21 protein-coding genes are annotated in these 22,920 nt (G+C 51.1%); 1 reads left to right on the top strand and 20 read right to left on the bottom strand.

Features of this window, described 5'->3' with window-relative positions:
- Positions 1-24: 24 nt before the first annotated feature.
- The 20 genes from SBI19_RS21910 to gpr form a co-directional block, all read right to left on the bottom strand.
- Positions 25-849 (bottom strand): carbohydrate ABC transporter permease, encoded by an 825-nt coding sequence (locus tag SBI19_RS21910; protein ID WP_317971651.1) that lies wholly within the window; start codon positions 847-849, stop codon positions 25-27.
- On the bottom strand, positions 849-1,709 hold the full coding sequence (locus tag SBI19_RS21905) for a carbohydrate ABC transporter permease (protein WP_317971667.1): 861 nt from the start codon (positions 1,707-1,709) through the stop codon (positions 849-851). Before SBI19_RS21905 ends, SBI19_RS21910 begins: the two co-directional genes overlap by 1 nt.
- Before the next feature lie 153 nt (positions 1,710-1,862).
- Positions 1,863-3,167, bottom strand: coding sequence for an ABC transporter substrate-binding protein (locus SBI19_RS21900; RefSeq protein ID WP_317971650.1), 1,305 nt, complete (start codon positions 3,165-3,167; stop codon positions 1,863-1,865).
- A 233-nt stretch (positions 3,168-3,400) separates the two neighbouring features.
- Positions 3,401-5,167: a cache domain-containing sensor histidine kinase gene (locus SBI19_RS21895; protein ID WP_317971649.1), complete on the bottom strand. Its 1,767-nt coding sequence runs from the start codon at positions 5,165-5,167 to the stop codon at positions 3,401-3,403.
- Positions 5,168-5,171: 4 nt separating this feature from the next.
- Positions 5,172-6,734 (bottom strand): response regulator transcription factor, encoded by a 1,563-nt coding sequence (locus SBI19_RS21890; RefSeq protein WP_317971648.1) that lies wholly within the window; start codon positions 6,732-6,734, stop codon positions 5,172-5,174.
- A gap of 159 nt (positions 6,735-6,893) precedes the next feature.
- Positions 6,894-7,556 carry an SGNH/GDSL hydrolase family protein gene (locus SBI19_RS21885; protein ID WP_317971647.1) on the bottom strand — a complete coding sequence of 221 codons (663 nt, stop codon included), beginning with the start codon at positions 7,554-7,556 and terminating at the stop codon, positions 6,894-6,896.
- Positions 7,553-8,482, bottom strand: coding sequence for an alpha/beta hydrolase (locus SBI19_RS21880; protein WP_317971646.1), 930 nt, complete (start codon positions 8,480-8,482; stop codon positions 7,553-7,555). The genes SBI19_RS21885 and SBI19_RS21880 overlap by 4 nt, the downstream gene beginning before the upstream one ends.
- Positions 8,483-8,524: 42 nt before the next feature.
- A complete protein-coding gene (locus SBI19_RS21875) occupies positions 8,525-9,130 on the bottom strand; it encodes a TetR/AcrR family transcriptional regulator (RefSeq protein ID WP_317971645.1) in 606 nt (201 codons plus the stop codon).
- Between the two features lie 148 nt (positions 9,131-9,278).
- Positions 9,279-9,506, bottom strand: coding sequence for a hypothetical protein (locus SBI19_RS21870; RefSeq protein WP_317971644.1), 228 nt, complete (start codon positions 9,504-9,506; stop codon positions 9,279-9,281).
- The gene (locus tag SBI19_RS21865; RefSeq protein WP_317971643.1) at positions 9,503-9,670 is read right to left on the bottom strand and encodes a YfhD family protein; all 168 of its coding nucleotides are present in this window, start codon (positions 9,668-9,670) and stop codon (positions 9,503-9,505) included. The genes SBI19_RS21870 and SBI19_RS21865 overlap by 4 nt, the downstream gene beginning before the upstream one ends.
- A 185-nt stretch (positions 9,671-9,855) precedes the next feature.
- Positions 9,856-10,992: a molecular chaperone DnaJ gene (gene dnaJ, locus SBI19_RS21860; RefSeq protein ID WP_317971642.1), complete on the bottom strand. Its 1,137-nt coding sequence runs from the start codon at positions 10,990-10,992 to the stop codon at positions 9,856-9,858.
- Positions 10,993-11,111: 119 nt separating this feature from the next.
- Complete coding sequence (gene dnaK / locus SBI19_RS21855; RefSeq protein WP_317971641.1) at positions 11,112-12,950, bottom strand: molecular chaperone DnaK; 1,839 nt, start codon at positions 12,948-12,950, stop codon at positions 11,112-11,114.
- Between the two features lie 66 nt (positions 12,951-13,016).
- The gene (gene grpE, locus SBI19_RS21850; RefSeq protein ID WP_317971640.1) at positions 13,017-13,598 is read right to left on the bottom strand and encodes a nucleotide exchange factor GrpE; all 582 of its coding nucleotides are present in this window, start codon (positions 13,596-13,598) and stop codon (positions 13,017-13,019) included.
- A gap of 128 nt (positions 13,599-13,726) precedes the next feature.
- Entirely contained in the window at positions 13,727-14,758 is a 1,032-nt protein-coding gene (hrcA, locus tag SBI19_RS21845; protein ID WP_317971639.1) for a heat-inducible transcriptional repressor HrcA, read from the bottom strand.
- A 123-nt stretch (positions 14,759-14,881) separates the two neighbouring features.
- Complete coding sequence (locus SBI19_RS21840) at positions 14,882-15,352, bottom strand: N-acetyltransferase (protein WP_317971638.1); 471 nt, start codon at positions 15,350-15,352, stop codon at positions 14,882-14,884.
- Between the two features lie 93 nt (positions 15,353-15,445).
- Positions 15,446-16,618, bottom strand: coding sequence for a radical SAM family heme chaperone HemW (hemW, locus tag SBI19_RS21835; protein ID WP_317971637.1), 1,173 nt, complete (start codon positions 16,616-16,618; stop codon positions 15,446-15,448).
- Between the two features lie 271 nt (positions 16,619-16,889).
- Positions 16,890-18,707: a translation elongation factor 4 gene (gene lepA / locus SBI19_RS21830; RefSeq protein WP_317971636.1), complete on the bottom strand. Its 1,818-nt coding sequence runs from the start codon at positions 18,705-18,707 to the stop codon at positions 16,890-16,892.
- Between the two features lie 227 nt (positions 18,708-18,934).
- Positions 18,935-19,366, bottom strand: coding sequence for a hypothetical protein (locus tag SBI19_RS21825; protein ID WP_317971635.1), 432 nt, complete (start codon positions 19,364-19,366; stop codon positions 18,935-18,937).
- A gap of 21 nt (positions 19,367-19,387) precedes the next feature.
- The gene (gene spoIIP, locus SBI19_RS21820) at positions 19,388-20,692 is read right to left on the bottom strand and encodes a stage II sporulation protein P (RefSeq protein WP_317971634.1); all 1,305 of its coding nucleotides are present in this window, start codon (positions 20,690-20,692) and stop codon (positions 19,388-19,390) included.
- Positions 20,693-21,313: 621 nt separating this feature from the next.
- Positions 21,314-22,321: a GPR endopeptidase gene (gpr, locus tag SBI19_RS21815; protein WP_317971633.1), complete on the bottom strand. Its 1,008-nt coding sequence runs from the start codon at positions 22,319-22,321 to the stop codon at positions 21,314-21,316.
- A 222-nt stretch (positions 22,322-22,543) separates the two neighbouring features.
- Here gpr and rpsT point away from each other — a divergent pair, with 222 nt between their 5' ends.
- Positions 22,544-22,816, top strand: a complete 273-nt coding sequence (gene rpsT / locus SBI19_RS21810; protein ID WP_317971632.1) for a 30S ribosomal protein S20 — start codon at positions 22,544-22,546, stop codon at positions 22,814-22,816.
- Positions 22,817-22,920 lie beyond the last annotated feature (104 nt).

Raw genomic sequence — 22,920 nt, 5'->3', positions numbered from 1 at the left:
TCCTGCCTTCCTATTTCAAAACCGTTATTTCACGGAACCTGTCATACCGGCTACAAAATGTTTCTGCATCAAGAAGAACACGAGCGCAGTCGGAATCGTCGAGATGACGACTGCCGTCATAATGACGCCGTAGTCAGGCGAATAGCTGGAGCCTAAGTTCGAGATCAGCAGCGGAATCGTCTTTTTCTCTGGCGTTTGAAGTACGATCAGCGGCCACAGGTAGCTGTTCCAGCTCGACATGAATGTAATGATGCCGGCTGCTGCATATGTGGTCTTCATCGTCGGCATGTAAATGCGGAAGAACAAACCAAGCTCGCGGAGACCGTCGATACGGCCTGCCTCGAGAAGCTCCCTCGGAAACATCTTCGTGCTCTGACGGAAGAAGAAAATCAGGAACGCCGTCGTGAACGTCGGCAGAATGACCGCAGGCAGCGTATTCACGCCAAGACCAGGGAAGGTGCCCGCGATCGATGCGAACATTTTGAACAATGGAACCATCAATGCCGCGAACGGGATCATCATCGACATGAGCAGAATATTGAACACGATATCCTTCGACTTGGTGCGGAAAATTTCAAAACCATAACCTGCAAGCGAAGCAACCAGCAATGCCAGAACCGTCGTAATAATCGAGATCTTCGCCGAGTTCCAGAAAGCCGTTCCCAGATCGATCGTATCGCTCAACTTCTTGAAGTTATCAATCAAATACGTACCGAACGTCAGCTTGCCCTTCGTGACATCGACGGATTTGTTCGTCGCGCTGACGAGCATCCATAGAAACGGGAAAATCGAGACGAGCGATACAACGCTCAAGAATACATAAGTAAACGTTCGTTTCAGCTTGCCCATTATTTATCACCTGCCGCTTTAAACTGAACGATCGACAAGATGACGATCATGATGACGATGGAATACGAGACAGTCGCCGCATAGCCGAAGTCCGGCGAATATTTGAACGACAAGTTATAAATGTACTGGGAAATCGACATCGTTGCGTTGCCCGGTCCGCCCTTCGTAATGTTCACGATTTCATCGAACAACTGAAGCGTACCGATCGTCGACGTAATGGACGTAAACAGGATAATAGGCTTGAGCAGCGGAACCGTAATGCTGAAAAATTGTCTAACAGCTGAAGCGCCATCGATCCGTGCAGCCTCGTAGATCGAGTTATCGATATTTTGAAGCGCGGAGAGGTAGAAAATCATGTTATAGCCCGTCCAACGCCATGTGATCGCGATAATAATGGTAACCTTCGCCCAGAAGGGATCCGTAATCCATTGAATCGGCGCTGAAATCAAATGCAGCTTCGTGAGCAGCATGTTGACAAGGCCGTCTGCACCAAACAAATATTTGAATACAATCGAATAAGCAACTAACGATGTAACGCATGGAAGGAAAATCGCTGTACGGAAGAAACCTTTGAATTTCAGCTTGCTGTCGTTAAGTAATACCGAGATGAACATGGCGAGCACGATCATTACCGGCACTTGAATAATTAGGTAAATAAAGGTGTTCTTAACTGCCGTCAGAAATGTCTTATCGCTGAAAAGCCGCTTATAGTTGTCAAGACCCGTGAAATGCAGATTTGCACCTTTGCCTGTCTTGAACGACAAGAGCAGCGCTTGAATCATCGGGTAGAAATAAAAGGCTGCAATCATGATGACTGCGATTGCGATGAACCACCAACCGGTAAGTCGGCCTTTGTTCATGAGATTAATGCCGGGCTTTGCCGTTTTCACGTCAGTAACCCCTTTCTGTCTTGAAATTCGTGTACCTCGGGAAAATAAAAACCTTGGGCTCGCTGCACCGCCATGTATGAATCGGCAGGCGGAGCTGCGAATTGCCCAAGGTTTCATGCCGTATTACTGGATTTGCGTTTCTGCCTGCGACTGCGCGTCAGCCAGCACCTTATCCAGCGCTTTGCCGTTCAAGTAGTTTTGCACTTCCACGGCAAGAAGGTCTTCGATCTCATACGTATGCATGCCGTAGTTAACGCGCGGGATTTGCTCCGTCCATTTTGCGAAATCCGAAGTAATCTTCTGACCGCCGAAGAATTCGTCCGCCGCGCTGTAAGCTTCGCCGTTTGCAGCTGCCTTCAGCGTTCCGATTGCACCAATCTCCTTGTTTAAGGTCTGGTACAGATCCGCATTCGATCCGAACGTTTGCTTCAGGAAATCGGCTGCTGCTTCTTTGCCGTCAATGTTAAGCACGTACCACGAGCTGCCGCCAAGGTTCGAGGCATGAACCGAGCTAGGCGTATTCGGCAGCGTTGGGAACGGTACAACTGCCCATTGGCCGGATTGCGAAGCTTCTGCTTTGACCGATGCCGTGATCCAGTTACCCGTCGGTACCGTTGCAACGTCGCCGCTGTTGAACGCGCCAACGAATTGGCTCCAGTCGGACGTTACTTTTACGATGTCGGATTCCATCAGCTTCTTGTACGTTTCAAGCGCTTGTTTCAGAGCTGCGTTATCTTTCAGGTCAGGTGTCGTGCCATCCTCTTTCGTGTACCAAGAACCAGCCGTTTGAATCATCATGCGGATCAGGCCAAGATCGTTAGGGTCCTGCGTCAGAAGCGCTTTACCCGTTTTCGCCTTCACTGCTTTACCGATTTCAATGATTTTGTCCCAGTCAACGTTTTGAAGATCTTCTACTTTGTAGCCTGCTTGCTCGAGCAAGTCTTTACGAACATACAAGCCTGCTACACCGGAGTCGAACGGAACGCCGTATTGTTTGCCGTCCAAGCTCGTTGGCCCGATTTTGTAATCCGCAAAGTCGGAAGCGTTGATTACGCTCGACAGATCATAGAACGCATCCGGGTAAGCTTGCAAGAAGCTTTGTGCGCGGTAGTCTTCGATAAGAACGATGTTCGGCAGACCTTTCGTCGTGCCGGAGTTGAGTCCCGTGTTCAGCTTCTGAACAATGTCGGCTTGCGCGTTTTCCTGAACATCGATTTTTACATCAGCATTTTGAGTTGCGTACACATCCTTCGCAATATTGAGAGCTTTGACATTGAAATTAGCGTCCCAAGCCCAAGCGGTCAATTGCTTCGTTCCTGTCGAAGTGTTGTTCGTACCTTCAGAAGTCGATGTGTCGTTGTCTGATTTGCTCGAGCATGCCGTCAGCAGAACGAAGCTGGCAAGTAGCAATACGAGTAATTTTTTCAAGCGTAACAACCCCTTTTCTTCATACGATGCTTATGTTTGGTGTACCTATGAAACCTGATTTGAAAGCGTTTGCCGGCTAACAACATCATCATAGCATTCTGCGAAAACCGGTCGTTAGCAATAAATTTGCCTTCCGCTTGTCATTCTGTTGTCCTTTGTAAAGCGCTTTAATTCTATCTTTGTAAACGTTTTAGCTTTTGGTACTTTTGTTAGATCGCTTGCCAATCGTTCTGCTACAGAAGCGGCATTCGAATTCTAACCTTCGTTCCTTCGCCAGGCTTACCGTCGATCTCTACCCCATAGGCTTCCCCATACAACAAAACGATACGATCATGGACATTGCGGATGCCGATGCCGGAGAACAGCTGTCTGCCGCCTTTGGGATCAGGCAGCCTGCCGCTATTCGACAGCCCCTCGATCCCGGAGCCGTTGTCGACGATTTCGCATAGCAATGCGCCTGCCTCTGCCGACACGAGCACGTAAATATAACCATCGGGCTTATCGTTGAAGGCGTGGAAGAACGCATTCTCCATGAAAGGCTGCAAGATCAGCTTAGGTACACGAACGTCCATGCAATCCGGCGCGACAAAATAACTCACCTTGATTCGCTCGCCGTAGCGCATGTGGTTGATGAACACATAATGCTTCAGGTTCTCAATCTCATCGCTGACCGTGACGGTCTCGCTGACGTTGCCGATCGTATTTTGCAGAAGCGAAATTAACGCATTGATCGTATCCGACGCCTTTTCCTTGCTTCCCTGCTGTACTAGTATTTTGATGGAGGCCAGTGTGTTATACAGGAAATGCGGATTAATTTGCATCTGCAAAGCGGCAAGTTCTGCATTATGCTGCTCCCGCTGCGTTTCCACTAGGCGTTTGACGTAATCGTTAAGCTCATCCAGCATGTAGTTATAAGCATGGCCTAGCTCCTTCACTTCGAAGCTGCCTTTGACGCTTATATAGTTATGGAAATTTTTCTTCGTGACATTGGACATTTGCCTGACGAGCAGGGACAACGAACGCGTCAGTCTTTTCGAAATGACGAATACGATCAAGAGAGCTACCACAACGATTGCAGCACAAATGAGCGCAACCGCCCGCGTATTGACAAGCTGCTTCAGCGCTGTCTCTTTATCGATCAAGTTGACAAGATAAAAGTCGTATGTAGGCAAATATTCGGCCAGCAGCACATAATCGCCGCTCATGACCGATGCGTTCTTATACGGCAGACCGTCCTCCACAATCTCCTTCGCATCGCCCAGCAGCCCGACATTCAGCTTCCCGATCAGATCGTCGCGATTGCTCGATACGATGACGCCTGATCGATCTAGAATGACAACGTCGTTCCCGTCGCTCGTGAAATTCGTATAGAAGCGCTTGAAGGCCGTCTCGCGTATCGCGATATACAGGTCGCCGTACAAGTTGCCGGACGTCCGTTCATACAACGCTTTGGTCGCCACTATAACCGGATTCAGCGAATCCGGCGTTCCTCCGCTGTATTGATACATGACCCGTTTGGGCTCTGCATTCGTATTGATGGTGATGGGATGCGTGCGAAGCTGGTTTTTCGGAATGGGCCAAATCGTGTTATCGCTCGTATAGCTTCTCCCATTGGCACCTGTAATGGTCATTCCGACATCATAAACATCCAAATTGGCTTGATACTGCTTCATCAGCTGAATAGCGGTGAAGTATATTTTGTTCGTTGCGATTGTGCCGCTGTCCCCGTCCCCTTGGGAGAGGAAGCCCTTGATTGAACCACTCTGGAGAACGTTGTTTGCAGCGGTAATAATCGCGTAATTGAATGACTCGAAATTCGTCTTAATCTGTGTAATAACCTTCGAGTTCGTGATGCTGAACGTATTCATGAACAAACGCTCGGACATCCGAATCGTCACCCAAGACGTTAAGATCGTCACCGAGATGATGCTTACGACCATGATGACGAACATTTTGACGAACAGCCCGTTATATTTTAACCGCTCGAGAATCGCACGCATCGCATTAGTCCTTTCGCTGCTTCTGCAGCTGCTGTACTCGGTATTGGCTTGGCGACAGACCGGTCCGTTTCTTGAACACCTTCGTGAAATAGCTGTGGTCCGAATAGCCGACCATTCCGCTTATTTCCGAGATCGATGCCTCTCCGTCCCGAAGCAGCTCGCTCGCCTTCTCCACTCGGATTTTGTTGAGATACTCATTGAACCCTTCCGGATTATGCGATGCGAAGAACGTCGACAAGTAGGAGGGGTTAAAATGGAATACTTTCGCGACCTCCGTGAGCGTCAACGATTCGGTGAAATGGGTATGGATATAGTCCAGCAGCAGCTGCATATTCGGATTTGCTGTCTGGTGCTTCGCTCCTATCAGTTCTTCCGCTTCGCCAATAAATGCATTAAGCTGCCGGGCCACATCAGCAGCGTACCTCGCCTCCTCGATCGATTTGAAATACGCATACTTGTGCTCTTCTAGAGTTTTCACTTCGACTTCCATATTGCCGAGCAGCACAATCATATTGAATATGATGTTGCTCAGGAACGATTTGAATTCGAATATGTCCATTCGGTAGTCGCCGCTCATCGCAGTCACATGCTCACGCAAATAGTCGATGGCATGTCCGAATTGTTTGCGGCGAAGCTGATCGGCAAAGTCATTCAACTGGAACTGGCCGACTGGCTTAACGGGAGCCGGCAGGCGGTCCATCGCCAATAGATGCTGCTCAGGCAAGTAGAACCGATAGCCAAGCAGCTTATGCAGCTCGCTTCGGTAGATTTCGCCCAGAAGGTTGAAATCATCAAATGCACGGCTGAGCATCCAGCCCAGCTCGTAGGCAGTCGTGCTGCTGGCCATCGCTTCTGCTGCCAAATCGATCGTGGTTCTCGCATTGATGGACGCGTTCAACACCATGATCCAATGTTGATTCTCGGTCACCGTAATTCGGAATGCGATAGGGTGCTCCTTCAGCAGCCGTTCGGCCTGCTCTTGCAGCATCGTTGCAATTCCTTCGAACTGCTGCGCAGCATGCCTCAAATCCGCTCCAAGCAGCCAATAATGATCATAGGGAAATGCTTCTTGCACCGTGCCATCGGACTCGACCGTATCGTAGCCCGAGAGCAGCTTGTTCATCTTCGTCTCTATGGATGACGGAGCGCTCCTACTGGATTGCTCTAATTGCAGCGTCGGAATTCGGCTAGCCGTCTTCCGCAGAATCGCCAGCAGCTCCTGCGCATCAAGCTTTGGCTTCAGAATGTAATCGGCCACCCCGCTCTGAAAGGTAGAACGCACGTAATGAAACTCACTGAAACTGCTTAGCACAATCACTTCAATCTCAGGATGACTCGCTTTGAGCATTCGGATCATTTCCTCGCCATCCATGATCGGCATGACAATATCCGTTAATACGATATGCGGTTTGGTCTGCTCGATCAACTCAAGCGCTTCCTTTCCGTTGGAAGCTTCACCAACGATCTGAAACCCTTCCTGCTCCCAATTCAAATAATGCTTGATTCCCTGCCGAATCAATATTTCATCGTCAACGATGACGACACGGCATAGCAACGTACCAGTCATTCTCGGATTCCCCATTCGCCATTCGAAGTTAATTCGTTCTATTATACCCGATTCCATATTGCGGGCAATACAACAAACGGGCATTCCTCATCGGCGTCGATTGCGCTTCGCCGAAGGGGATGCCCGTTTCTATTCAAAAAAAATATGGATGATTTAAACTTACGCACGATCGCTAAGCCACTGTTCGAACCCAACTGTCGATAACCATTGTTCAGCCAGCAAAGTATGTCCAGCCGTTGTTGGATGAACGCCGTCCCACATCCAATAGGACGCGTCTGCGCGCTTGCAGGCATCGTTGAAAATTTGCTGCAGCGGTACGAAGCTCGCTCCGTATTCCTCAGCTATCGCACGAGCTGTACGCTGCTTCTCGATCAGCCTTGGCTCCCAGTCCTGCTCCCACCGTTCGGCCGTCATTCCGGTACGCAGCGCGAACGGCTCGCACACGACGAGCGTAACGGAAGGATCGTTCTCTCTCGCCTCTTCCAGCAGTCTGCGCAGCGAGCGCTCGTAACGATCGAAGTGAGCCTCGCCTTCGCCGATGCCGCGAAGAACATCGTTGATGCCGACCAGAATGCTGATTAAGTTAGGACGGTATGCGAGCGCTTCGGACTCCCATCTTGCGTATAGATCAACCGCCCGATTGCCGCTGATTCCTCGATTGATGAATTCTAGTCCCTGTTCGGGGTACTTGGCACCCATGCGGCTGGCAATAAGATAAACATAACCATGGCCATGAATATGATTAGGGTCTTCGCTGCGTCCCCGATTGCCGTCTGTAATCGAGTCCCCTTGGAACAGAATCGTGCATTTGTCGTCGCTCATAATGACCTCTCACCTTCTATATGTAAATGATGTTGAATGAATTCTCCGATCTGACGAATGGATTCGACGCCCTCCGGCATAACGCCAGCCATCAGTTGAAATGCACACCACATATGGTCCCAAACCACGAGTTCTGCAGCTCCCCCGGCTGTCTGTATGTTATGTGCGAGCTGTTGACACTCCCCGAGTAATACCTCATCGCTGCCGACATGCACAAGAAGTGGCGGCAGTCCTTGCAAATCCGCCTCGACAGGACAAAGCTGCGGATCATTCGAACGTTCCATTCCCGTATATATTGCTGCACATAGACGAGAAGATTCGCGGCTGCCAAGCGGATCAACAGCTGCGTTCAACTCGTAAGTCGCGTTATCAAAATGGAGGAGATCAGTATGCGGCGACAGTAAGAAAGCTGCAGCCGGCAAAGGTTCATTCGCATCCCGCAGCGATAGCAGAGTAGCGATAGCCAGATAGCCGCCTACCGATTCGCCTCCCAGCACAATGTGCTCAGAGGTAATGCCTTCCTGCAGCAGCCACCGATATGCAGCTAGACAGTCTTCATTCGCAGCGGGGAAAAGATGCTCCGGCGCCAGCCGATATTCGAAAATAAGCACCCGTTTGCCCGATGCTTGTGCGATGCGAGCAGCCAGATCGCGATGCGTCTCGCATGATCCGGTCATGAAGGCACCACCATGCATATAGAGCACCACGCCAGGCTCATCGGCTGACACATTAGGCATACTGACCCATTCCGCGCGCATGCCGGCAGCATGAACGGGTTGGACGATCGTTTCCTTGAGTCTCGGCAGTGAGGCTAATGCAGCTGCTTGCTGCTCCCGTGCTTCTTCGACACTCGCGGGTTGAACAGACCCCATCTGGCGAAGAAACTGTTTAACGCCTTCGATATGCTCCATGGTTGAACGCTGCATGCGAATTCATCTCCTCTAATGGAATTGGATGATCGCGGCGACTTATGTCTGCTGCTGCCCACCGCGGGCGAGATGATAACTGCTATGAGCGGATGAGAATATGTCCATGAACAGCTTATCGAACATGTTACGGTCCATGTCATAACTGCGAGTCCACGAGTCAGCGAAACAAATATAACCGAACAATGGAAGGACGCCGGTGAAAAATTCGCCAATCATCCGCTCCTTCCGATTCGCATCGTCCGCAGCTGTCTCGGAATCAACAAGCACCTCTACTACCCGATACATAATCGGTTTGTCCGTGTTCTTCTTAAGCGACTCCATGAACATGACACGAATCAAATCCGCATTCGCCATTGCAAAAGAATAATAATGGCTCATCCGCTGCTTTGTTGCATGCTCATCACTGTGATTCTGCGCGGCCGAACCGGAATGAAGCAGCGATTCATAGGCTGTTATGAATTCGCTGAGAAGCACGTCAAGCATCTCGTCCTTGCTTTTAAAGTGGTAATAGATCAGCGACTTCGGTACGTTCGCCTCCTTCGCAATATCATCGATCCTCGCACCTTCAAAGCTCTTCTCTGCAAACATGCGCACGGACGTCTGCAAAATCCGTTCACGTGCATTGGGTACGTTCGTCTTCCCCATGGCCGACCTCTCCCCTTATTTAGTACTGAATGGTCAGTTTTAATCATAACTGCGCAACCCACATTTTGTAAACTGTTTTCTAACAAAAAAAAAGCATAAGCCGCTCGTCATGAGCTGCTTATGCTTTCCTATTGTTGAGAAATTCGAGTCACCCAAGCGCATCCGCCACGGGCTCGCCGCCGGTCTGACGAATCAGATGGAGCGCGCGATCAAGAACATCAGGGTTCACTGTCGCAGACAGGAAGCCGCCGTCGCCGGTGACCCCTTCGGCCCGAAGTAGCAGGAGCTTCATCGCTGCTTCACGGGCGCCTGCTTCGTCCGCGTAAGAGGCTTGTATGGCGATGCCTTCAGCCTCTTCAGACGAACCCTCCATCATGACTGTTCGCCTTTAGCCCGCTTGTCAGCAGCCGCCGCGCGCTGCTGTGCCACACGGTCCGCTTCGTCTGCGAGCTCTTCGGAAAACTCGACGTCTTCGTTCTCTGCAATCGGCAAATCACCGAAGTTCACTTTTTCCATATCGGATTTCTTCAAGTTCACCATGCCAATACGCCTCCTAGAAAGTAATTTGCTTACTTCTGCGTACTTACTGCCTGCAAGCAAATTGCTTGCTTCGTAAGCATTCGCTTCGTAATTTGCTTACTTTTCGCTTTATCGGTCCTGTAACCGATAATAGGATGAGCGCTCGGACCGTAAACTATGCATGCGTTGCGGGCGAGTAATGCTTCCTACTCACCGCGGAACGCCTTCTTCATCCGTTCGAAGATCGACTCATGATGCTCCTGCTCAGGCTCCTGCTGCGTACCGCCGGACAAGCCTCCTAGCTGGCGGAGAAGGTCCTTCTGCTCATCGGTCAGCTTCGTCGGCGTAACGATTGTCACCTTAACGTGCTGATCGCCAGAGCCGCTGCCGCGCAGACGCGGAACGCCCTTGCCTTTCAAGCGGAACGATGTGCCCGTCTGCGTGCCTGCCGGCACCTTCAGCTTCACTTTCTCCGTCAGCGTCGGCACCTCGATCTCGTCGCCAAGCGCAGCCTGCGCGAACGTTAGCGGCACCTCGCAGAAGATATCGTCGTTCACACGCTCGAAGAATTCATGACGTTTGACGCGGAGAACGATATATAGATCGCCTGCAGGACCGCCGCGAAGACCGCCTTCGCCTTCGCCAGACAAACGAATTTGAGCGCCGTCGTCCACACCCGCCGGGATGCGAACGTTTATTTTGCGCTGCTTCTTCACTTTGCCCGCGCCATGGCATGTACCGCATTTTTCTTTAATGATTTTACCTTGACCGCCGCAAGTCGAACATGCTCTGCGGTTAACCATTCGACCGAACGGCGTATTCTGTACAACCTCTTGCTGACCTGTGCCTCGGCAAGTCGAGCAAGTTTCCGGCTTCGTGCCTGCCTTCGCGCCGGAACCATGACACGTATCGCAAGATTCCGTACGAGGAATCGTAATTTCCGTTTCTTTACCAAACACAGCTTCTTTGAACTCAATGGTCATCGAGTACTGCAGGTCGTTGCCGCGTTGTGGTGCGTTCGGATCACGACGACCGCCGCCTCCACCGCCGAAGAACATATCGAAGATGTCGCCGAAACCGCCGAAATCTCCTGCTCCTCCGCCCATACCGCCGAATTGGTTCGGATCGACATGACCATGACGGTCATACGTATCACGTTTGCCGGCATCGCTGAGTACGTCATACGCTTCCTTTACTTCCTTGAACTTGGCTTCTGCATCAGACGCCTTGTTCACGTCTGGATGGTATTGACGCGCCATCTTGCGGTACGCCTTCTTAATCTCTTCATCGTTAGCGTTCTTCTCAACGCCAAGCACTTCATAATAATCGCGCTTATCAGCCAATTCCTCTCACCCCCACGTTGTTCCCATCCGCGAACGCATAGACACAAGGATAGGTCAAAGCCAGGCCACGCCTGACTTTGACCTATCTTCTGCATTCGCAAACGGTCGATTCTTAAAATTTATTTCTTGTCGTCGACAACTTCGTAATCAGCGTCTACAACATTATCTTTGGAAGGGCCTGCATCGCCAGCTGCGCCTTCTGGACCTTCTGGGCCGCCTTGTGCGCCAGCTTGCTCATACAGCTTCACGGAAAGTGCTTGAACGACTTGCGTAAGCTCTTCAACTGCAGCATTGATTTGCTCCAGATCTTCGCTTTCAAGCGCCTGTTTCACTTTCTCTTTCGCTTCTTCGGCTTTCGCGATTTCACCTGCATCGACTTTGTCGCCAAGATCTTTCAGCGTTTTGTCTACCGAGTAAACGAGCTGGTCTGCATTGTTCTTCGCTTCGACGAGGTCGCGGCGCTTTTTGTCTTCTTCCGCATGCAGTTCAGCATCTTTCATCATACGTTCAACTTCCTCATCGCTCAAGCCGCTCGACGATGTGATCGTAATCTTCTGGCTCTTGCCCGTACCTTTGTCGAGCGCGGATACGTTAACGATACCGTTGGCATCGATGTCGAACGTAACTTCGATTTGCGGCACCCCGCGTGGAGCAAGCGGAATGTCACCCAGCGTGAAGCGGCCGAGCGTTTTGTTGCCAGCAGCCATTTGACGCTCGCCTTGCAGAACGTGGATTTCTACGCTTGGCTGGCTGTCTGCATACGTCGAGAACACTTGCGATTTGCTCGTAGGAATCGTCGTGTTGCGGTCGATCATCTTCGTGAATACGCCGCCAGCCGTCTCGATTCCGAGCGACAATGGTGTTACGTCGAGCAGGACAACGTCTTTAACGTCACCTGTCAGTACGCCTGCTTGAACAGCAGCTCCGAGTGCAACAACTTCGTCTGGGTTAACGCCTTTGTGCGGCTCTTTGCCGATCAGCTTCTTGATCGCTTCTTGAACGGCTGGAATACGCGTCGAACCACCCACGAGTACAACTTTATCGATGCCAGCGGCCGTGAGGCCTGCGTCGCTGAGTGCTTGGCGTGTAGGTGCCAGCGTACGCTCAACGAGGTTAGCCGAGATTTCTTCGAATTTCGCACGAGTAAGGTTAAGCTCCAAGTGCTGCGGAACGCCGTCAACCATCGTGATGAACGGAAGCGAGATCGTCGTCGTCAGAACGCCGGAGAGCTCTTTCTTCGCTTTCTCAGCAGCATCTTTCAGACGTTGTACAGCGCCTTTGTCCTTGGACAGGTCCGTACCGTGCTCTTTGCGGAATTCCGCTACGAGATAATCGATGATGACTTGGTCGAAGTCGTCGCCGCCGAGCTTGTTGTCGCCGCTCGTTGCTTTAACTTCGAAGAAACCGTCGCCAAGCTCGAGAATCGATACGTCGAACGTACCGCCGCCGAGGTCATAGACGAGAATCGTTTGGTCTTCTGTTTTCTCAAGGCCGTATGCAAGCGCGGCAGCCGTCGGCTCGTTCACGATACGAAGAACTTCGAGACCTGCGATTTTGCCTGCATCCTTCGTCGCTTGACGTTGGCTGTCGTTGAAGTAAGCGGGAACCGTAATGACGGCTTGCGTTACCGATTGGCCAAGGTATGCTTCAGCGTCGGATTTCAGCTTCTGCAGAATGATCGCCGAAATTTCTTGTGCCGTATATTCTTTGCCTTCGATTACTTCTTTATGGTTCGTACCCATGTGGCGCTTGATCGACATGATCGTACGGTCCGGGTTCGTGATTGCTTGACGTTTAGCCGTTTCGCCGACGATACGCTCGCCGTCTTTCTTGAAGCCGACGACCGAAGGCGTCGTGCGGTTGCCTTCCGGGTTAGGGATAACGACGGCTTCGCCGCCCTCCATTACCGCTACGCAGGAGTTTGTCGTACCAAGGTCAATACCGATTACTTTACTCATCGAAATAGCCTCCTCATTATTCTTATCCATATATTCAAGCTTATCGCCGCCGATGACAAACAAGCATTAGCCGCTTACTTTCACCATTGCTGGACGAAGCACTTTATCTTTCAGCATGTAGCCCTTCTGCAGCTCTTCGAGAACGATGCCCTCTTCATGATCCGCAGATTGCTCTTGCATGACAGCTTGATGATACTCGGGATTGAATGGTTCTCCAACCGATACCATTGGCTTCAGGCCCTCTTGCTCGAGAATTTGGTTGAACTGGCGCGATACCATATCGACGCCCTTGGACAATGCCTCGAAGTCGTTGTTCTGCTTCGCAGCAGAGGTCGCACGCTCGAAGTTGTCGACAACCGGCAGAAGCTGTGTAATGAGCTTCATTGTTGCATATTGTGCAAGCTCTTCGCGTTCTTTCGTCGTCCGACGACGGAAGTTGTCAAAGTCTGCTTGAGCTCTTAAGTATCGTTGTTGGTGCTCCTCAACCTGACGTTCGAGCTCCGCGATGCGCGCATCGCTGGCCGATTGTGCTGCCTGCTCTTGGCCTGCTTGCTCAGAAGCAGATTCTGTCGTATGTGATTGCTGTTCTTCATTATCGATGTTCGTCACAGTTGGTTGTTCCTCCATCGTTTGATCGTTCGCACTCATCTTGCTCACCTCCTTAAAGCAACACTTAACAATTTGTTTCTTCTTCGAAGTAACTACTTATTAGCCTACGCTTAACTTGCCCGTCTCGGATAAATCGATGTGCACCTAGGCTGACCGCAGATCATCGATCATAAGTACCAGCGGGACAGCAATGCCGCCATATCTCTCGACACAACATCCAGCAATCCGATAACCTTCGCATAGTCCATACGAGTCGGACCTAGGATTCCTATGGTGCCTAATGATTGTCCGTTCACGGCATAAGTAGCTGTAATGACGCTGCAATCATTAATCGCAGCATGCTCGTTCTCCGTACCGATTCGCACCTGAATGCCTGACTGTGTGGACGACAGCATCTTGGACAGCGTTGGCGTCTCATCCAATAGATCAAGAATCGTCTTCACTTTATCGACGTCCTTGAACTCCGGCTGCGTCAGCATATTCGTCGCACCGCCGAGGAACACGCGATGTTCATGTTCATCGCCAACAGGGAGCGCATGCTCAAGCAAGCTCATAACCTGTTCGTAGTGGTCGACGTATCGCCTCAGCTCATCGCCAATCTCCGAATACAACTTCGACGTCACGCGCATCATCGGGATACCAGCCAGCTTAGCATTCAAGATATTAACCGTCTTCTCCAGATCTGTAACACTTACGCCAGGCGGCAGCGAAATCATCCGATTCTCAACATGACCCGTGCTCGTTACAACGATTGCAACAGCCGTCTCAGCATTGAGCGGAACGAGTTGAAAATGCTTCAAAGAATGACTGATCGATTCAGGTCCTAATGCGATCGACGTGTAGTTCGTCATGTTCGCCAAAATGTTCGCAGCTTGTTGCAAGATTTGCTCGCGTTCTGTCATTCGCTCAACGAAATAAGAACGAAATTTCGTTACTTCACCAGGGCTGACGCCGCCTAATTGAATCAGATGATCAACATAGTAGCGGTAGCCTTTAATCGAGGGGACACGTCCTGCAGACGTATGCGGCTGCTCCAGAAAACCAAGCTCTTCAAGATCCGACATTTCGTTGCGGATTGTCGCCGGACTAAAGCCGACATCGCTGCGCTTCGAAATGCTGCGTGACCCAACGGGCTCGGCAGAACGTATATAATCGTCTACTATGGCGTTCAATATCATGCGTTGTCGATCCGTTAACATAACCGAAACCCTCCTCTTGATTTTCCGGCAGATTGTTCGCTGCCCGCCCGACCGTTAGCACTCATTGTCGTCGAGTGCTAATCGTCAATACAAAAATACCAAACCAACTTGACGATTGTCAAGTCAGTTCAGTACTTTGAGTACAGCTATTTCGTCGCAATTGTGCTGCTTCGGACAGTTGACACAATCGGCCCATACTTTTTCGGGAAAAATCTCTTTATCCACGACCTGGAACCCGTTCTTCACGAAGAATGAATCTGCATACGTTAGCGCCATCACTCTCGTAAGTCCCTGTTCTCGTGCCATCTCCATTAACTTATCAACGATCTTGCTGCCGATTCCGAGTCCCTTATATCCATCCGTCATGCCCAGCGAACGAATCTCCACGAGATCCTTGCCCAACTGGCACAATGACCCGCATCCGACTACCTCATCGTCTACCTCTGCGATAACGAAGGTGCCGATCGCTCTAGCGAGCGCTTCGCGGCTTCGCGGCAGCATAATTCCTTTCTCTGCGTAGCCTTGAATAAGATGATACAGTACGTCAACATCCTCTGCAGCCGCCGGTCTGCAAACTACAACTGCTTGCTTCACGTTCGTCCCTCCGTTTCGCGATATCCTAAACAATATGAATAAATATACATCGAAACGAATGAATGTTCAATAGCAAAAATGATTGTTTTTTAACTATTCGGAACCGACAGGCAGTACACCGATAAAGGCGCCGAAAACCTCGTTGCCAAGCGGAATACCTTTCTCCGTCAGACGGTAGCCGCCGTTGCTCGGAATCGCCTCTAGAAGGCCGTCGCGCACAAGACGATTCAACTGCTCGCCGAATACTTCTTCCATCGTATGACCCGGGAACTGAAGGTTGAATGCATCTCCGCTGACGCCTTGCAGAAGGCGCAGCCCGACCATCATGAAGTCTTCCATCGCTTCGGCATCCGAGATCGCATTCGTCTCCAGACGCGGCAGACGCTTGTTCGCTGCATCAATATAAGGTTGAACACCTTTAATGTTGAGATGCCGTTCACCGCGCGCGTAACCGTGTGCGCCTGCTCCGAGTCCATAGTATGGCTCATTGCGCCAATAAGTAGAGTTATGACGGCTTTCCTTGCCTGGCAATGCGAAGTTGCTGATCTCATAATGCTTGTAGCCGGCGGCATTCAGCTTATTCATGACGACCATGAACATCGCCAGTTCCTCGTCTTCGGTCGGCAGAGGCAGCTCATTGCGTTCGTATAGCTTGTGGAACAACGTATTCTCTTCGACCTTCAGGCTGTACAGCGAATAGTGGGTCAGATCAAGCTGAAGTGCTTTATCGACACTGTCGGACAGCTGCTCGACGGTCTGCTTCGGCAATCCGAACATCAGGTCGATCGACAGGTTCGTAAAACCAGCCTTCTTCGCATTCTCGATGCTGCGATAGACGTCATCCGTATTATGAATGCGGCCGATTCGCTCCAACAATCCGTTATCGAACGATTGCACGCCGAAGCTGATTCGATTGACTCCGCCTTCATACATCGCAGTAAGCTTATCAAGATCCGTCGTACCTGGGTTCGCCTCCATCGAGAACTCCACATTCGGAGACAGCGGGAAGTGACGATGCACCGAATCCAGGAATCGCTTCATCTGCGGCGGTGTCAGAACCGTCGGCGTACCTCCGCCTACGAATACCGTATCGATCGTCTCTGGCGGCAGCGCGGCTACCGTCAGCTTCATCTCCGACTCCAATGCATCGAGATAAGCATCGACTGGCTGCCCCTTCAATACGAAGGAGTTGAAATCGCAGTAATGACATTTGTTCGTACAGAAAGGGATATGGATGTAAAGCGCTCTTGGCGCGTGCATAAGCATTGGGCGTTTGCCCTCCTTGCCGGACCTTCCTTACATCAGGCGGTCGCCTGCTTGAATGGCCCTCTAATATGTGAAAAGACAGGAAGAGCAGCGCCCTCCCTGTCCGTGCATTGACACAAGTTAAAACAGATGTCGTCGTCCTATAGCGGCACAGTACGTTTCATTCCGGAGAAATATAAGCCTACGTATAAGTGGTAACTTAATAAAGTCTTATATTTTGAGCAAACCTCTATCGAGGCCTGTCGGTGATGACCGGCTGCGAGCAGCCGGCTTAGTCCTCGTCGATCTTCAGTACCGCCATGAATGCTTCTTGCGGAACTTCGACGCTGCCGACCTGCTTCATCCGCTTCTTGCCTTCCTTCTGCTTCTCGAGCAGCTTCCGCTTACGGCTAATGTCACCGCCGTAGCACTTGGCAAGTACGTTCTTTCGCATCGCCTTAACAGTCTCGCGAGCGATAACCTTCGTACCGATCGATGCCTGAATCGGCACCTCGAACATCTGGCGAGGGATCAGCTCCCGCATCTTCTCACAAATGATTCGGCCGCGGTTATAAGCGCGCTCGCGGTGAACGATAATCGACAAGGCGTCGACCTGCTCCCCGTTGAGCATGATGTCCATCTTCACGAGGTTCGATTGACGGTATCCAAGCATCTCGTAATCGAATGACGCATAGCCCTTCGTACGCGACTTCAACTGATCGAAGAAGTCATAGACGATCTCGGACAATGGCATTTCGTACGTGAGCGTAACGCGATTCGTATCCAAGTATTCCATGTTCACGTATTCGCCGCGTTTGCCTTGGCACAGCTCCATGATCGTACCGACATAATCGTTCGGAACAATGATGGCCGCTTTCACGTAAGGCTCCTCGACGTATTCGATCTTGCCGACTTCCGGATAGTTCGACGGGTTGTCGATCCGGAGCACTTCACCGTTGGTCAAAGTTACATGATACACAACGCTTGGTGCCGTCGTAATAAGCGGAATGTTGAATTCACGCTCAATCCGTTCCTGAATAACTTCCATGTGCAAAAGGCCAAGGAAGCCGCATCGGAAGCCGAAGCCAAGTGCTGTCGACGTCTCTGGCTCGTATTGCAGCGAGGAGTCGTTCAGTTCAAGCTTCTCGAGCGCTTCACGAAGGTCGTTATAGTCCTGCGATTCGATCGGATACAGACCGCAGAATACCATCGGGTTGATCTTGCGGTAGCCCGGCAGCGGTTCTGGTGCTGGACGTTTCGATTCTGTAATCGTATCGCCGACGCGTGTATCCTTCACGTTCTTGATGCCGGCAACAACGAAACCTACATCGCCGACTGCCAGCTCATCAACTGACGACATGCGAGGCTTGAACGCGCCAACCTCGATAACTTCGAACTCTGCGCCAGTTGCCATGAACCGGATCTTCTTGCCCGCTTTGATGCTGCCGTCCATAACGCGTACATAGACGATAACGCCCTTGTACGGATCGTAGTGCGAATCGAAGATAAGTGCCTTAAGCGGCTGGTCTGGATCGCCGGTAGGTGCTGGCACCTTCTGAACGACCTGTTCCAGAATCTCACGAATGCCGATGCCCGCCTTCGCGGATGCAAGAACGGCATCACTAGCATCGAGTCCGATAACATCCTCGATCTCCTGCTTCACCTTCTCCGGATCTGCGCTTGGAAGGTCGATCTTGTTGATGACCGGCAAAATCTCGAGGTTGCTGTCGAGAGCCAAGTATACATTGGCCAGCGTCTGTGCTTCGATCCCTTGTGCCGCGTCAACGACAAGCAGCGCGCCTTCGCAGGCCGCCATGCTTCGAGATACTTCGTACGTGAAGTCGACGTGCCCTGGCGTATCGATCAGGTTCAGAATGTACTCTTCACCATCATCGGCTTTGTAGCCGAGTCGAACAGCCTGCAGCTTAATCGTAATGCCGCGTTCCCGCTCGAGATCCATCTGATCGAGCACCTGCTCTTGCATTTCACGCGTCGAGAGTGTTCCTGTGTATTCCAATATACGATCCGCCAATGTCGACTTACCGTGGTCGATATGGGCGATAATGGAAAAGTTTCTTATTTTCTTCTGTCGTTCGCGAACGTCCGCCATGCGTAACCCCCACACTGTCTAAGTGCTAACTATATCCCGTTAATTATAGCAGTATTGAGGCCAAGCGGCAACGGATGGCTCAAGCTGAAACGCACTGCGCCGTCCTATAAACGGCGCAGTGCGTTTTATTCCGGAGAAATTCAAGGCTTAGCACGGATGAAACATAAGCTTTCTGGGATTGCACGTCAGCCGTTTGTACCGACTGCGCATGACATCTGCAGCTACCATCAATCCATAATGCCGTCGAACATGGAGACAAACAGCTTAATGCCGCCGCTCGATACAGACTGCAGCACACCCGCTGCGCCATCCGCCAACTTGTTCACCGTTGGTTCGCTTGTATCGTAGGGAACGCCAGGCAGCCTCTCGTTGCCTGCGTAGCTGTTATTCGGATTAGATTCAATCCTATTGTTGTTCTTGTTGTTATTGTTGTTGTTCTCCACGAATCCTTCATTACTTGCAGGCGTGTCCCTCTCAACAGTCGTATTTGACGTCGCTGGAGCAAACTGACTGCCGCCATTGACAGCAGGCGGTTGTACATCCGCGCCAACGGGACCATAAACATTGCGGATTCCATTATCCGCAGAATCGAGTCCATATACGATCAGCAGCGCAATGGCACCGCCTGCGAGCGCCCACTTCCATCCGTCACGCTTCATCTCGCGTACCTTCCTTCCGTATCAGCTTTCCTTCGGCGCGGATACTTTCTTCGCGTCACCCCAGTACAGATCGGCGACAACTTCTGCCAGTGCATCCGCCGTACGATACGATTCCTCCAGCGTGTTATCCACGCCGCCAATCTCGATCAAGAGACTGCCAGTCGACAACGACTGATTGTATTCCCCGTTGCCTTCCTTCGACGTCTTGCCCCAGATGCCGCGGGAGATGCCTGGATACTTCGCTTCAAGCCCTTTCTGAATCTCTGTCGCGAGCTTCTCATTCTGACGCCAGTCCGGATTCTCCTGACCGATAATGAAAAAGACCTGTGCATAATCTTTGCCGTTTATCGTTGTCGTTGTATATTTGCGTTTCTGCGAATCGCGATGAATATCGAAAATATATTTCAGCTGTTTGTTAGCGGACAGGGCCTCTTTAACAATTTGTCGTGAGTATTTGTACGATTGCACCCATTTATAATTTTTGATCATCGTCGGATAATCATAGTCGGAGTCCGATGCGCCGATTCCAAGCTCCTCCAGCTTCGTTGCCATCCGTTTGCCGACGAGCGTAATATTCTTCTTCGTCGACGTCGGATCATCGCTGTTGCCTCCAACGACAGGGAACCACGACTCGCGATTGTGAGAGTGATAAATGAATACGAGCTGCTCGTCAGTCGAATCGGCAGGCGGATTGGAATCAACGGCAGGCGGCGTCTGTGGATCATCCTTGCTGCCAGGGTTATTCGTATCGGGAACCGTCGTTTCCGGTGTATTGTCCGTTTCATCTGGAATAGGATCATGGGAATCGGGTGCCGCAACACCTTTTCCAGTACCTGCATTGCCGTTTGAACCAGAAGGGGTATTGTCAGGGATAGGCGGGTGATCTTCCGGCCCGATGGCCGTTTCATTGCCTGACCCTTTGCGGATGAGGAACGGCTCGTCCGATGAGAGACCCGGCAGCTCTCTAGCAAGCAAACTTTGTGGATTGTTAGGATTTATATCCGTCACGAGCTGAAGCAGGAACGCGCTTACCTGCTTCGTCGACAGCACGCTGCTGCCTGAATCTTGATGCTCCGACGTGAATGCCGGCACTTCCATCTCTAGCATATCCGAGAACATGCTTCCGGAAACGTTCGCCGCAAAACCTTTCATCGTTGAAACAGGCGATGCGGCCGTACGCTGATGAAGCATGTCACCGAGCCCGATTGCAACGAAGAAAGCCATGGAACTGACCGACATGATTGCGAATGTACGGCCCGTTACGAGCAGATTCCTCCATTTGCGGCTTCCTCTGCTCCAGTTGAACGTTACGATCATTCGTTTCATTGCTGTCCATCCTCCCTATCCTATCTTTCCGATCATAGCTTGTTACTAGCCTATGAGAATAAGAGAGGTGATAGAACCAAGTTTTCTACCCAGCCAAACTCTCAAGAGTTTCTACCCACCCAAACCCTCAGGAGCTCTACCCACCCAAACCCTCCCTGCAAGGGAGGGCCCCAAAGGTCATAAGCATACGCTCCCGATGTGGTTTCCATGCGGAAACCTTTACCTCTGGACTCCTCACAAGGACGCAGCTTTGTTTATTTGAGAACGTGTGCCCGCACTTGCCGCATCCGCGGCAAAGCTTTTATTCGAATACATCTAGATACGGTCTATCGTCCGCACACCTAGTTCGACCATACCCACCTGTCACCGCCCATTGAAGATTCAGTCGATTAGCTGCAGCATTCTAGACTGAGCCAAGAGAGCAGATTGAGAGACGGAGCCTCTAGAAGATTAATGTGTGCCAAGAGACACGTGCCCCTTTGGCATAGCTTTCTTTCGAGATTCCTAGTAAAAAAATAGAAGTAGAATTTGCTAGGCAAAGCTTATTTCTTGACATAAAAAAGAGAGGCGCTGGTTCGCGCCTCTCTGAGAGATCGAGATGGTTAGATGATCGTTTCGTCGTTAATGCGTATAAGCAGCTACGTTAGACGTGTCCACTGCGTCGTGCAGCGAGGCATTCAAGCCGCTCGCGATGATGTTGGCGATGTCTTCGATGAACTGATCGATTTCCTTCGGCGTCACGATCAGATCGTGGCCAAGCGGCTGAAGCACTTCGCGAACGAGCTGAAGCCGCTCGTTCTCTTCCATTTTGTGCATAAGGCCCATCACCTGTGATCCGGCGTTGTTCGCATGCTTCGCCAGATGGTCCTCCAGCAGCCGCAAGCTATCGTTCACGATATTAGATGCGAACACGACGGTCGGCACGCCGATCGCAACGACGGGCACGCCGAGAATGTCCAGCGTCAGCCCCTTGCGCTTGTTGCCAATGCCCGAGCCCGGATGAATGCCTGTATCTGCGATTTGAATCGTCGTATTGACCCGTTCCAACGCCTTAGAGGCGAGTGCGTCGATCGCAATGACCGCATCTGGTTTTGTTTTCTCGACAATCCCCAGCACGATTTCGCTCGACTCGATGCCTGTAATGCCAAGCACGCCTGGTGCCACTGCGCTCACTTGACGATAACCTGGCGCGACTTGATCTGGCATAAGCTCGAAAAATTGCCTCGTAACCATTACATTCTCGACCACAAGCGGCCCGAGCGCGTCCGGCGTTACGTTCCAGTTGCCTAGACCGACTATTAGCACTTTCGCCGTCTTGCCGATGCCGGCACGTTCGAGGAATGCCTCGAACTCTTGCGCGAATTTCGTTGCCACTTTATCTTGAAGCGTCGTGTCGCCTTTACGCAAATCCGGCACTTCGATCGTGACGTAACGCCCCGGCATTTTGCCGATCGCTCGCGAACCCTGCTCGGTCTGGACATGAACGCGAGAAATTTTGATGCCGTCCTCGTCAGCCATATCGGAGAGAACGCCTGGAATCGGGCCTCCGGTTGCTGCCTCCGCCATTTCCTTCGCTTCTAGGGCAAGATCGGTATGAACGTCATATTTACTCAAATCGAGTTGATCCATGTGCATGACCATCCCTTTCCTTCTTTGCCTTTAGTGTGCGATGGCGAAGAAGGTTCTATGCGTTTTGTGCGTAATGCGATATAATGGATGGATTGCGGAAGACAGCGATGCCAAGCGCAATACATCTTGTGTTGCTATTGCTTTTTGGGCTTGCCCGTGATAAGATATTTTAAGTTGTGTTGCAGTATTGGGTTTTTTCCCTTTTTACAGGAGGTGAATGTGATGCCAAACATTAAATCCGCTATCAAACGCGTGAAAACAAGCGAGAAACGTCGCGCTCTGAACGCTTCGCAAAAATCCGCACTTCGTACGGCCGTTAAATCTGCTGACCAAGCAATCGCTAGCACGGATGTAGCTGCTGCTAAAGCTGCTCTCATCGCTGCTACGAAGAAGCTGGACAAAGCAGCTACTAAAGGCCTGATCCATAAAAATGCGGCTGCCCGCAAGAAATCCCGTCTGGCGAAAAAGCTGAATGCCCTTTCGGCACAAGCTTAATGAACGACGGCGCTAAGTTCCTCGGAACTTAGTGCCGTTTTTTCATTTTCTATAATAGATAGCGGTCTGGCTGGTCTGTCGCTTAAATCGACCTCGCTCGCTTG

The sequence above is a fragment of the Paenibacillus sp. CCS19 genome, assembly GCF_033239625.1.
Lineage (GTDB): Bacteria > Bacillota > Bacilli > Paenibacillales > Paenibacillaceae > Paenibacillus_T.
The sequence above is the reverse complement of the archived record's forward strand: the minus strand, read 5'-3'. Positions and strand labels throughout refer to the sequence as shown.